This is a genomic window from Thermoleptolyngbya oregonensis NK1-22 (genome assembly GCF_032705245.1).
GTDB classification, from domain to species: domain Bacteria; phylum Cyanobacteriota; class Cyanobacteriia; order Elainellales; family Elainellaceae; genus Thermoleptolyngbya; species Thermoleptolyngbya sichuanensis.
The window spans coordinates 2031606-2045115 of sequence record NZ_CP053540.1; the positions used below are offsets into that span (position 1 = coordinate 2031606).

7 protein-coding genes are annotated in these 13510 nt (G+C 58.0%); 2 read left to right on the forward strand and 5 right to left on the reverse strand.

What is annotated here, in order from left to right:
• Positions 1–169: 169 nt before the first annotated feature.
• Positions 170–4174 carry a DNA-directed RNA polymerase subunit beta' gene (locus tag HNI00_RS08840; RefSeq protein ID WP_316792565.1) on the reverse strand — a complete coding sequence of 1335 codons (4005 nt, stop codon included), beginning with the start codon at positions 4172–4174 and terminating at the stop codon, positions 170–172.
• Positions 4175–4403: 229 nt separating this feature from the next.
• Positions 4404–6278: a DNA-directed RNA polymerase subunit gamma gene (locus tag HNI00_RS08845; protein ID WP_172353953.1), complete on the reverse strand. Its 1875-nt coding sequence runs from the start codon at positions 6276–6278 to the stop codon at positions 4404–4406.
• Positions 6279–6383: 105 nt separating this feature from the next.
• On the opposite strand from HNI00_RS08845, the gene HNI00_RS08850 reads away from it, so the two are divergent.
• Complete coding sequence (locus tag HNI00_RS08850) at positions 6384–6512, forward strand: hypothetical protein (protein WP_316792567.1); 129 nt, start codon at positions 6384–6386, stop codon at positions 6510–6512.
• On the opposite strand, the gene rpoB is transcribed toward HNI00_RS08850, so the two are convergent.
• From rpoB to rpsT, 3 genes are all read right to left on the reverse strand, one after another.
• Complete coding sequence (gene rpoB, locus HNI00_RS08855) at positions 6467–9760, reverse strand: DNA-directed RNA polymerase subunit beta (RefSeq protein ID WP_316792569.1); 3294 nt, start codon at positions 9758–9760, stop codon at positions 6467–6469. The genes HNI00_RS08850 and rpoB overlap by 46 nt on opposite strands.
• Before the next feature lie 737 nt (positions 9761–10497).
• Complete coding sequence (locus tag HNI00_RS08860; RefSeq protein ID WP_316792571.1) at positions 10498–11349, reverse strand: TatD family hydrolase; 852 nt, start codon at positions 11347–11349, stop codon at positions 10498–10500.
• 212 nt (positions 11350–11561) lie between these two features.
• A complete protein-coding gene (gene rpsT, locus HNI00_RS08865) occupies positions 11562–11864 on the reverse strand; it encodes a 30S ribosomal protein S20 (protein ID WP_068511214.1) in 303 nt (100 codons plus the stop codon).
• Positions 11865–12155: 291 nt separating this feature from the next.
• On the opposite strand from rpsT, the gene hisD reads away from it, so the two are divergent.
• On the forward strand, positions 12156–13508 hold the full coding sequence (hisD, locus tag HNI00_RS08870) for a histidinol dehydrogenase (protein ID WP_316792573.1): 1353 nt from the start codon (positions 12156–12158) through the stop codon (positions 13506–13508).
• Positions 13509–13510 lie beyond the last annotated feature (2 nt).

The window sequence follows — 13510 nt, forward strand, 5'->3', positions numbered from 1 at the left end:
AGCCATCTACGGATTTAGCAAAGAGATTTAGCAAAAAGGGGGAGATGAAGGCAATCCATCTCCCCCTTTTTGTTTGAATTTGTTGAATTTGGTATTTGAACTGGGCGCTTGGACTTGGCATTTGAGCTAGGAGAAGCACTTTGCAGGCACTCTATGCTTCTCCTATGCCCTAGTCTTCGTCCTCGTCGTCGTCATCATCATCGTCGTCGGCGTACTCGTCGGCCAGCTCATCGTCCTCAAGGACACCAGAGAAGGCATCGTCACCAAAGCCGTGCGACGGGCGCGGAAACTCAGTCCCTTCTCGCATTCCCAGGCCTTCCGGCGGCGGAAACACGTCAAAGCCGCTGTCTAGGTCATAGCTGCGGGCGGTCAGGTCATCCAGCACCACATCACTCAGTCCCATGTCGTCCAGCGCGTCGAGGTCAACGCTAGTGGACTCTTCGTAGGCATTGAAGCCCGTGCCCGCTGGAATCAGACGACCAATGATCACGTTTTCCTTCAGACCCCGCAGCCAGTCCGACTTGCCTTCGATCGCTGCTTCAGTCAGCACACGAGTCGTTTCCTGGAAGCTGGCGGCCGAGATAAAGCTGTCGGTGTTCAGCGAGGCCTTGGTGATCCCCAGCAGCACCGGGGTATATTCCGCTGGCGCACCGCCCGTAATCGACATCGCCTCGTTCACCTGCTGAATCTGGTGCAGTTCCACCAGTTCACCCGGAAGCATGGTGGTGTCGCCCCCGTCATCGACCCGCGCCTTGGAGGTCATCTGGCGCACAATTACCTCGATGTGCTTATCCGAAATTTCGATCCCCTGCGACTGATACACCGACTGCACTTCGTTTACCAGGAAGGTTTGCACCTTCTCCAGGCTGATCAGCGAGGCTTCGTGAACGCCCAGCGTTTCCCGATGTAGATCAAAGAAGATCTCCAGAATTTCGTGGGGGTTAGCAGGGCCGTCCGTCAGCGGTTCAGCGGCACCCACTTCCTGCCCGTCGATGATCAGCATGTTCTGACCCGGCCCGATGGGATACTCGGTGATCACGCCGTCCGCTTCGACGACCTTCACCTGCACTGTGTCGTCGTCGCTGTAGACTACCTGCGCTGTGCCCGGTCGCCGTGCCAAGACGCAGGCTTCTTTGGGCTTGCGGGCTTCCAGCAGTTCCTCAATCCGGGGTAGACCCTGGATGATGTCTCCGGTCTTGGCGCGTTCAAACACCAGCAGCACAAGGTTGTCGCCCCGTTGCACCAAATCACCGTCGTCGATGTGCAGCACGGCACCCGCTGACACGCGATAGGGGCGTGCCAGTCGCAGTTGCACCTGGGAATCGCTAACCGAGAGGACTTGTCCCGATTCTTCAACGGTGACCCCATCGGCGATCGCCGCTCCAGCCACCAGCAGGTCGCCCGCTTTCACAGTGGGGGACTTGCCCTCCGTCTCGACAGTCAGCTTGTCCGACTCGCGAACGACCAGAATCCGGCGGGCTGATTCGTTGCTGCCCACGCCGCGCACCTCGCCCCCTTCCTTACACAGGATCTCGGTGCGGGCCACTTCGTCTCCTGGCGAGATTTGATCCCCGTCTTTCACCAGCAGCGTGGTTAGCGTGCTGCCCTGGGTCTGGTCGGCGGGCACGTCGCGACGAATCACCAGCGATTCCAGAATCACCAACTGGAGGCGCAGCAGTTCCGGATCAGAGTCATCAGGCACTAGCTCGATATCCGCGGCCAGTTGTGCATCTTGATCAATCTCCAGCACTAGCTGAGTCCGCAGCAGTTCCAGCCCTTCGACCGACTTGACGCGCTCCCCGTCCTTATACATCGTCCGCTGCACTGCCCGGAGTTGGATCGCGCGACCCGACTCCTCGCTGGTCGAAGACTGGCTGGGCACCGAAGGTTCGTCGGGCACAGCAAACTCTGTCACCGGACGCAGCAGCAGTGCTGGGCCTTCGGGCGAATCGACATATTCGACATAGCGCAGATCTGTCAGCTCAAGACCGGGCAGCAGTTCTTCGCCGGGGTTGGCGATCGTGCCGTTGCGACTCATGACGGCTTCCGGGTTGTCAACCATGTGCAGTTCGCCGGGTTTGATCACGATTTCCCGCAGAATGTCGTTCTTTTGGGTCACTTCCACTACGCCGCTGCTTTGGCAGAAGATGTCTTTGACCACTTCGGTGCCCGCTTCCACAAACTGCCCGTCTTCGACCAGCAGCAGCGAAATGTCTTTGTTCACCTCGTGGGATTCTTCAGGAATCCAGAGAATCGTGCCGCCCTTGACGACTTCATAGCCCTGTTTGGCTTTGCCGCGCTTCTCTAGCTCGATGCCAGAGAACTTGATGATGCCGCCCGTCTGGGTGCGGTAGCGGTCGTCAATCAGTTCCGCCACGACCTGCTTGTTCACTACCTTTGTGCCGGGTGTGGCAATCAGGGAGAATCGCTGGTTGTGCTGGGTTTCGATGATGTAGTGTTCGCGGCCTTGCTGGCTTTCGGCGATGACGCGGGCCTGATCCAGCAGCACCGACGCGGTGATGATTTCGACTTCGCGCCCCGCCTTGCCTTCGCCATCCTGGGGCAGGCGCACTGTACCACCATTTTCGGTGACGAGCTTGGTTTTGGCGAGGATGCTGTTGGCTTCGACGCGATCGCCATTCTTTACAACAGGTTCTGCGCCCGGCGGCAGGTTATACACCTCGCCCGACAGCACCCACAGCAAACCGCCCCGCTGGGCAATGCGAGTGATGTTGCCCTGGCGATCGCGCTTCTCTTCGGGCACGAGGTCGGCAAATTTCACCTCGCCAGCCAGGTCAGACGCCACGTCCTTACTGGCTTTTTCCGTTACCTTGCGGACGCGCCCCGTCGCGGGCAGTTCTGCCAGGATTTGATCGGCCACGACCGACTCGCCTTCCTGGGCAAACAGGATGGAACCCTGAGTAATCGTGTGGGACTCCTTGCGGCTGCCTTGTTCCACGATCACTTCCACCGAGGGCGACTCGATAATCAGCGCGTCTTCGCCGTGGCGGGTGCGGAAGGGGCGAGAGCGCAGCACTTCGTCCTTACGCTTTAGCTTCAGGTGAACTGTGCCGTTGAAGCTGGCGCGGATGGTCGGAGCCTGTTCGCCTGTGACCGTGCCGCCCGTGTGGAACGTCCGCATGGTCAACTGCGTCCCCGGTTCGCCAATCGACTGCGCCGCAATGATGCCCACGGCTTCGCCCATATCCACCAGGTAAGCGTGGGCCAAGCTCCAGCCATAGCAGCGCTGGCAAACGGAACGGGAGGCTTGGCAGGTCAGGGGCGATCGCACGACCACCTGTTCTACCTTAGCCCGACCAATTTCCTCCGCCATATCGTCGGAAATTGGCTCGTTGCGAGGAACAATGACTTCACCCGTTTCGGGATGAATCACATCCTCCGCAGGCACGCGACCCAGCAGCCGATCCTTCAGAGGAATCAGCACCCGCTCCCCGTCTGTCATGCTGCGGATGGGAATGCCGCGCTCCGTGTTGCAGTCTAGCTCCCGAATAATCACGTCCTGCGATACGTCCACCAGACGACGGGTGAGATACCCGGAGTCTGCCGTCCGCAGCGCCGTGTCCACCAGTCCTTTCCGCGCCCCGTAGGAGGAAATGATGTACTCCGTCACCGTCAGCCCTTCGCGGAAGTTGGTCTTAATAGGCAGGTCAATAATTTCCCCCTGCGGATTGGCCATCAGGCCGCGCATCCCCACCAACTGACGCACCTGAGAGATGTTTCCCCGTGCGCCAGAAAACGCCATCATGTAGACCGAGTTGAGCGGGTTGCTCTCGCGGAAGTTGCGAACCACCGCGCTGGTTAGGTCTTCGTTGGTGCTGTTCCAGGTGTCGATTACCTTCTGGAAGCGCTCTACTTCAGTAATGTCGCCGCGAGTATAGCGCTCCTCGGTTTTGCGGATTTCGTCCTCGGCTTCGTCGAGCAGTTTGCGCTTGCTGGGCGGAACCTGCAAGTCGTCTACACTAATCGACACCCCCGCCCGCGTAGCAAACTTGAAGCCCAAATCCTTTAGCTCGTCGGCTACCTGTGCTGTGCGGGCAGTCCCGTAGTGGGTGAAGGCCCAGGCAATCAGTCGCCGCAACTGCTTTTTATCGATCACGCGATTGCGAAACACGACGGGCTTTTCGGATCTTTGAATCGAACTTTGCTCTGTCATAGATGATGTCCCGCCCTTCAGAACTCAAAAAGGTTAGCAATACTGGGTGGCTGTCTGGCAGCTACACCGAGGTGCAGCCCGCGAAACCGGAAACGAATGGATCAAGAAGCCCTGTAGGACGATCGCCCTTCACCGCCCAACCCCAACCTTGACGCTGCTAATCTGCCGCTCATCTCAAGTTGCGAGTAAAGTTGCGAGAGGGATTGGAGGGCGATCGCCGTCAACGGCCCTAGCTGACGAGCGCTTCCTGGATCGTCTTGTGGTAGATAATGCGGCCCGGGGTCGTGCGAATATATTGAGACACCCGGTTGCCCTCGGCATCTTCCCGGACGCGGCGATACTTATAGAGCTTCGTGACAATGCCGTCTTCGGAGCGCTGTTCCTCAATCGGCTCGTTGTCCGGCTCTGGCGACTCCACATCGCCGTCAAACCGCACCCAAACGTAGGCGTGCAAATCAACCTGCTGCTGCTCATAGGCAACGATCACGTCTTCCAGGCTAGAGAAGTAGCGATCCTTGCCCTTAGTAGCATTGGGGTTTTCTGCGGTCAGATAGTAGCAGCCCAACACCATGTCCTGGCTGGGGGTGACGATCGGGCGACCCGTGGCTGGGGAGAGGATATTGTTCGAGGCCAGCATCAGCAGACGCGCTTCGGCCTGGGCTTCTAGCGAGAGGGGGACGTGAACCGCCATCTGGTCGCCGTCGAAGTCTGCGTTAAAGGCCGGACACACCAGCGGGTGAAGCTGAATTGCTCGACCGTCTACCAGAATGGGTTCAAAGGCCTGAATCCCCAGACGGTGCAGCGTTGGGGCACGGTTTAGCAGCACGGGGTGGCCGTCGATGACCTCTTCCAGCACGTCCCAAATCTGGGGATCGTTGCGCTGAATCAGCTTCTTCGCCGCTTTGATATTGTTCACCAAGCCCTGACGAATCAGGCGGTGGATCACAAAGGGCTGAAATAGCTCGATGGCCATTTCCTTTGGCAGACCGCACTGGTGAATCTTGAGCTTGGGGCCGACCACAATAACCGAACGACCGGAGTAGTCTACCCGCTTACCCAGCAGGTTTTGGCGGAAGCGACCCTGTTTCCCTTCGATGATGTCCGACAGAGACTTGAGCGGGCGGTTGTTGGCTCCGACCACCGTGCGGCCGCGCCGTCCATTGTCGATCAGCGCGTCTACGGCTTCTTGCAGCATCCGCTTTTCGTTACGGACGATGATCTCCGGAGCCAGAATTTCCTGGAGCCGAGCCAGACGGTTGTTCCGGTTGATCACCCGGCGATACAAATCATTCAGGTCGGAGGTGGCAAAGCGACCGCCGTCCAGTTGCACCATCGGGCGCAGATCTGGCGGAATCACCGGAATCACATCCAGCACCATCCACTCTGGCTTGGACTGGGTAGCGATGAAGTTGTCGATCACCCGTAGCCGCTTGATCAGCTTGGCGCGTTTTTGCCCCTTAGCAGTGGCAATTTCCTCCCGGAGTTGCTCAGCTTCTTTCTCCAAATCCAGGTCTTCTAGCAGTCGTTGCAGCGCTTCTGCACCAATGCCCACTTCAACCCCAGTGAGCTGAGAATCTTCGCTGTAAAGCTGATCTTCGATCTCAATCCACTGGTCTTCGGTCAGGAGTTGCTTGTAGCTGAGGTTTTCGGCGTTGCCGGGGCTGAGAACCACGTAGGAGTTGAAGTAGACAATCTGCTCTACGTCTCGTAGCGGCATGTCGAGCAAAATCGCCATATAGCTGGGAATGCCCTTGAGATACCAAACGTGGGCCACGGGAGCCGCTAGCTTGATGTAGCCCATGCGGTGGCGACGGACGCGAGATTCCGTCACCTCCACGCCGCAGCGCTCGCAGACGATGCCCCGGTGGCGCACCCGTTTATATTTGCCGCAGTGACACTCCCAATCCTTGGCCGGGCCAAAAATGCGTTCGCAGAACAAGCCGTCCATTTCCGGCTTGAGGGTGCGGTAGTTAATCGTTTCCGGCTTGGTGACCTCGCCCACGACCTGTCCGTTTGGCAGGGTGCGCTCTCCCCACTGGCGAATCCGCTCTGGCGAGGCCAGCCCAATCTTCACGTAGTCAAACCGCTGTTCGATTTTGGGCATCCGTTGTCCTTCCTTCTGTAACGATGAGGCGCGTAAAAGCTTGAAGCGTATTGAGGGTGCAGGCAGATTGGAAATCGGCTAGCCTGCCGGGGATGAAGCCGCGAGGTGAAAGCGCTGGAGGGCGATCGCCCAGCCCCCGGTTCTTGTCAGATTCGGGTGGGGCGATCGCGCAGTGGCGACTTTGGCGGCTACTCGTCGCTGTCGTCCATCTCGTCCCGCGAAATCGACTCGTAGGTGGGGCGCGACGGCGCACGGCGACTGCTGACATCGGCCATCAGGTCAATTTCCACATCGCGGCTGGTGCCGTCTTCCTGGGTTTGCAGCTTGTGGGCCGCAATATCCAAACAAAGCGACTGCAACTCGCGCATCAGCACCTTAAAGGATTCCGGCGTACCCGGACGGGGGATCGCCTTGCCCTTCACGATGGCATTCAGCGCTTCGTTTCGTCCCTGCATGTCGTCGGATTTCACCGTCAGCAGTTCTTGTAGGATGTAGGCAGAACCAAAGGCCTCCAACGCCCACACCTCCATCTCGCCAAACCGCTGACCCCCCTGCTGCGCCTTGCCGCCTAGAGGCTGCTGCGTCACCAGCGAGTACGGGCCCGTCGAGCGGGCGTGGATCTTGTCGTCCACTAGGTGAACCAGCTTCAGCATATAAGCCTTGCCCACGGTCACAGGCTGGTCAAAGGGTTCGCCCGTGCGCCCGTCGTAGACCTGGATCTTGCCCGGATTATCGGGATTAAACACCCAGGGCTGGCCGGTCTTTTCTGCGGCCTCTTGCAGCTTGGCGTGGGTGGTCAGCCGCGAGGCTTCCTGGCCGTACATTTCGTCAAACGGAGTCATCTTGAACCGCACCCCCAGGTTTTCTGCGGCCCAGCCCATCAGACACTCAAATACCTGACCCACATTCATCCGAGACGGCACGCCCAGCGGGTTCAGCACAATGTCAACTGGACGACCGTCGGGCAGGTAGGGCATATCCTCCAGCGGCAAAATCCGGGAAATAATCCCCTTGTTGCCGTGGCGACCCGCCATCTTGTCGCCGACTTGAATCTTGCGCTTTTGCGCCACATAGACGCGCACCACCATGTTTGCCCCAGGAGGCAGTTCGTCGCCCTGCTCACGGGTAAACACCCGCACATCCACCACGCGACCCTTTTCGCCATTCGGCACGCGCAGCGAGTTGTCTCGCACATCCCGCGCCTTTTCGCCAAAGATGGCCCGCAGCAGCTTTTCTTCCGGCGGCTGATCCGATTCGCCCTTGGGGGTCACCTTGCCCACCAGAATGTCCCCTGCTTCTACCCAGGCTCCAATCCGAATGATGCCCGTTTCGTCAAGCTGGCGCAGCGCGTCTTCTCCCACGTTGGGAATTTCGCGAGTGATTTCTTCGGGGCCTAGCTTCGTTTGGCGAGCCTCAATCTCGTATTTTTCAATGTGGATTGAGGTGTACACGTCGTCGTAGACCAGGCGTTCGCTGATCAGAATCGCATCTTCGTAGTTGTAGCCTTCCCAGGGCATGTAGGCCACCAGGATGTTCTGACCAAGTGCGATTTCACCGCCTTCGGCCGCAGAGCCATCCGCCAAAACCTGACCCGCCACGACGCGATCGCCCACATTTACAATCGGGCGCTGGTTCAAGCAGGTATCCTGGTTCGAGCGCTGATATTTTTGCAGGATGTATTCCTTCTCCTTACCGTTTTCGCCGCGCACCCGAATACGGTTTGCATCCACATAGGACACCTCACCATCAAACTGGTTGACGATCACCATGCCAGAGTCGCGGGCAGTCTGGGCTTCCAGTCCCGTTCCCACCAGCGGTCGCTCAGGACGCAGCAGTGGCACTGCCTGACGCTGCATGTTTGATCCCATCAGGGCGCGGTTCGCATCGTCATGCTCCAGGAACGGAATGAGAGAGGTCGCCACCGAGATAATCTGCACCGGAGAAATCGCCACATAGTCCACTTCGGCTGGCGTGGTGGTCGTAAAGTCTCGGCGATAGCGGACGGGCACTTGCTCGCCCATGATGTAGCCGTCTTCATCAACCGACACATCTCCGGGAGCCACCCGCAGGTCATCCTCCTCATCCGCCGTCATATAGACGGGCGGCTTATCCTTCAGCACCCGACCCTCTTTGACTTCGTAAAAAGGGGTTTCGATAAACCCGTAGGGATTGACGCGGGCGTGGGTTGCCAGAGAGCCAATCAAGCCTGCGTTTGGGCCTTCTGGCGTTTCGATGGGGCAGATGCGCCCGTAGTGAGAGGGGTGGATATCACGCACCGCAAAGCCCGCCCGCTCTCGCGTCAGACCGCCAGGGCCCAGGGCGCTGAGGCGACGCTTGTGGGTCAACTCCGCCAGCGGATTGGTCTGATCCATGAACTGCGAAAGCTGCGAGGAGCCAAAGAACTCCTTGATCGCGGCCACCAGCGGTTTGGGGTTAACCAGCGAAGCAGGGGTTAGTGTGTCGGCATCCGATACGGTCATCCGCTCCCGGATAATCCGCTCCAGACGGTTCAGACCAACCCGCACCTGGTTTTGCAGCAGTTCGCCCACCGAGCGAACCCGGCGGTTGCCCAGGTGGTCGATGTCGTCCACCATGCCAATGTCAAATTCCAGGTTGATCAGGTAGTCGATAGCCGCCAGGATGTCCTGCGGAGTTAGCACGCGCATGGTTTCGGGCACACTGAGCCGCAGTTTCTTGTTGAGCTTGTAGCGCCCGACGCGGCCCAAGTCATACCGCTTGGGATCAAAGAAGCGGGAGTCGAGCAATTGCTGACCGCCGGACACCGTGGGTGGTTCACCAGGGCGCAGCTTGCGATATAGCTCCATCAGGGCTTCTTCTTCGCTGAACTGCCCTTCCTTGTCGATGGTTTTTTGGAAATATTCGGGATGGCGCAGCGCGTCAAAGATTTCGCCATCGCTCAAACCCAGCGCCTTCAGCAGCACTTGAGCAGAGAGCTTGCGGGTTTTGTCGATGCGAACCCACACGAGGTCATTTTTGTCTGTCTCGAACTTTAGCCAGGCCCCCCGGTTGGGGATCAGGCTGGCGTTGTAGGTGCGGCGACCGTTCTTGTCCGTTTCTGCTTTGTAGTAAACACCGGGGCTGCGGACGATCTGGTTGACGATAACGCGCTCGGCCCCGTTGATGATAAACGTACCCCGATCGGTCATCAGCGGCAGGTCGCCAATAAAAACTTCCTGTTCTTTGATCTCGCCGGTTTCTTTATTAATCAGACGAGTGGGCACATACATCTGAACGGCGTAGGTGCTGTCTCGCCGCTTAGCCTCGTCTACGTCATACTTGGGGCGTTTCAGCTTATAGTCTTTGCCCAAGAAATGAAGTTCGAGCTTGCCCGTGTAATCCGTGATAGGAGAAAAGCTGTCTAGCTCTTCAATCAGTCCTTCTTCCAAGAACCAGCGGAAGCTTGCACGCTGGATTTCGACCAAATCGGGCAGCGTAAAGTTGGCAGTGGCTTGTGTAGTCATGCGTCTCCTCGAACAGGTCAATTCTGGGGAGCATCCCAGAGAGCAAGGCAGTAGGGTCTAAAGCGCGGTCAGGGGTTTGCAAGCTCAAGGAACAGGCGAGAATAGGGAATTCCCAATGCCGAGATGAGCTAAGATGACGTGAAACGGCGATCGCCACACAAGCTCCTGAGTTCTGAACTAGCAGAAAACAGGGGCTTGCGTGGACGCAAAGGCTCTCCAAACTGTCTCGGTGAGCCAATCGAACTCAGGGGAAAGCTCGAGGTAGGGCAAGGTCAATGTCCTGACAGGGACAACTTCAGGCTGAACAGGCTGAACAATGCTGAACGGTATCAAGTTGAATCTCAAATCGGCTGAATGAGCTAAGCTGGGCGGGCTAGCGGAAGGGCAGGTGAGCGAAGTTGGGAGGGTCGCCGCTAGGGGCAATGCAACCCGTGGATGAGAGAGTTGCGCCAGAGGGCATATCGGCAGAAAGAAAAATAGAGAAGCATTTATATAAGAAATCTGAATCTAACCGATTGTCAGCAAAGTGGCAAGGGAGCCAAGAAACGGCGCTGAGTCTGGAGCAGCGGAGCCGCACACCATCAGCAACCCTGCGATGCTATACGCAACCCCTATAAGATTATGACGCATGTCGCCTAATCCGTGTCCAGTTTTTCGCAAATCCCTCTTGACAAACTTTTGCTAGGGCTGCTAGCGGGATGGAATCTGCAACACGCTAAGAATTGTCGCTAGGACATTCAGGGTGAAGACAGGGACGGCAGCCGATCCGGAGATGCCCACACGGGATCTGAGGCTGGAACGTCGAGCCGGAACAGGCGACGGGCATTCTGGGTTGTCTGGTGAGCGATCGCCTCCAGGGATTCTCCCCGCAATTCTGCCACACGCTCCGCCACATAGCGGACATAGGCAGGTTGATTGCGCCGTTCGCCCCGCTTGGGAACGGGGGTCAGAAATGGACAGTCGGTTTCGACGAGGAGGCGATCGCCCGGAACTCGCTGAGCCGAAGCCTGTACCTGGCTCGCGTTCTTGAAGGTGACAATGCCGCTAAAGCTGATATAGAACCCCAATTCTAGAAACCAGTCGGTTTCCTCTGGGGTGCCGCTCCAGCAGTGCATCACGCCGTGAACGGGCCCATCCACCGCCCAGATCTGGCGCAGGCTCGCCGCCATTTCAGCCGCTGCATCCCGGCAGTGGATGATGATCGGCAAATCCAACGCTCGCGCAATCCGGATCTGAGCCTCGAACACCTCGAACTGAAGCGCCCGATTATCCGCCTTGTAAAAATCCAGCCCCATTTCGCCAATCGCTACGACTCGATGATCCGAGCGGGCCAGAGTGAGAATTTCGTCAGCCATCGTCGCAGTCCACCGATCGGCATCCAGCGGGTGCAACCCGACCGCGAAGGAAATCTCTGGAAACTGATCGGCGATCGCCCGAATTGCGTCAAACTCGGCAGGCTCAACGCAAGAGTGAACCAACTGCACCACACCTGCCGCCCGCCAGCCCTGAGCCACCTCCAGCAAATCGGGCTGAAAGCTCTCAAAGTTGAGATGAACGTGGGTGTCGATGAGCGGAGGAAGTTGGGTCACAGTGATGGAGCCACCCGCTAGGGCCGACAAGAAAGGGCTAGATGTGAGATGTGATGCGTTCGGACTTGGCAGGGGGCTGGCCTAGACTTGGCCAATCCGATCTAAACTTGCCCATGCCCTAAAAGCTCACCCACAAACCACTACCGGCTCGCATGGCGGGGCACCCTGGGCAGGTTCGAGCAACCTAGATCTAAGCTTCATCCAAGCTTCATCTAAGCTTTTGCGGCTGTCTCCGTTTGAGACTTTAACGCCTTGGCCAGCCGAGCCTTCCGCCGTGCCCCGGTGTTGGGGTGAATCACGCCCCGCTTCACTGCTTTGTCAATTTTGCTGTAGGCGGCCGCTAGGCGATCGCCCACTTCTTTCTCTAGCTCCGGCGTTGGGTTGGCCGCATATTCATTGACCGTGGTGAAATATCGCTTCATCAGGGTCTTCACCGCAGACTTGTAAGATTTATTGTGCAGTCGGTTGCGCTCTGCAATCTGAACCCGCTTAATCGCAGACTTAATATTTGCCACAGTTTGTCTCTATTGGGTAAAGGCTACAAAATTTCGGCAGCTACCTATTCTAGCGAATAACTCACCAATATGCTAGAACCACTCCCTATAAATCTAGCTCACGGCTACACTAATCCGCTAAAAATCCCGCTAATCTAGAGATAGGTCGTACCCATAGGCACTCAATGGCAGTCCGGTTTTCCTCCAACGAGCGGCAGAGTTGAAGGCTTCTGGGAATGGATTCGGTTTTTGAGTTCGACCTTTGAGTAGACGGGGCACTCCCGGACTGGCGTCTCTCACCTCACTGTGGCAATGCTGCGAATTATCAATCAACGGTCTGAAGCCTCAACGGAGCTGCGGCGAATTTGCGATCGCACCCACGATGAGCAAATCCTCCATAAGGAGGCAACGGTTCAGCAGGTGCTCCAGGCAGTGAGGCGGCAGGGCGATCGCGCTGTTCTGCACTATGCCGAAGAGTTCGACCAAGTATCCCTAAAGCCCGAAGAACTTCGAGTCAGCGGCTCCGAGCTAGACGCAGCCTACCAGCAAGTTTCCAAAGACCTGCTCGATGCCATTCGCATTTCCTGCAAGCGGGTGGAGGCCTTTCATCGGCAGCGCGTTCCCAAAAGCTGGGTGCAGTTTGAAGATCCAGAAATCGTCCTAGGCAAGCGCTATACGCCCGTCGATCGGGCAGGGCTGTATGTGCCCGGTGGGCAGGCTGCCTACCCCAGCACGGTGATTATGAACGCGACCCCGGCAAAGGTGGCAGGCGTAGAGCGCATCGTGATAGCAACCCCGCCGCGCCCAGATAAAAGCGTGAATCCGGCAATCTTGGTGGCGGCTCAAGAGGTGGGGGTGCAGGAAATCTATCGAGTGGGCGGGGCGCAGGCGATCGCCGCACTGGCCTACGGCACAGACACTATTCCCAAAGTGGACGTGATCACCGGCCCAGGCAATATCTACGTTACCCTGGCGAAAAAACTGGTCTACGGGACGGTAGGGATCGACTCCCTGGCAGGGCCATCGGAGGTGCTGATCATTGCCGACCACACGGCCAATCCCACCCACGTCGCCGCCGATATGCTGGCCCAGGCAGAACACGACTCGCTGGCGGCGGCAATTTTGCTGACCACAGACGCGACGCTGGCCCACAAGGTCGTGGCGGAGGTGGAGCGGATGCTGATCAACCATCCCCGTCGCCTGCTGACCGAAAAGGCGATCGCCCACTACGGTCTTGTGATTTTGGTTGATTCTTTAGCTCAGGCGGCAGAACTTTCCAACGAGTTTGCGCCGGAGCATTTGGAGCTTCAGATCGCCGATCCCTGGGTGCTGCTGGAAAAAATTCGCCACGCCGGAGCCATTTTCCTCGGTCACTCGACCCCCGAAGCCGTGGGCGACTATCTTGCCGGCCCAAACCACACCTTGCCCACCTCTGGCGCGGCTCGCTACGCCTCCGCACTCAGCGTAGAAACCTTTATCAAGCATTCCAGCCTGATTCAGTACTCCCCGGCTGCGCTTCAGGAAATGGCGACAGCGGTTGACACCCTGGCGATGGCCGAGGGACTGCCATCCCACGCCGACTCAGTGCGCCTGCGGGTGCAAAAGCCGTCCAGCGCTCCAGAAGTGTCTGGCGATTATCCCATTAGTCCCGAAGCGGGCTTTTAATG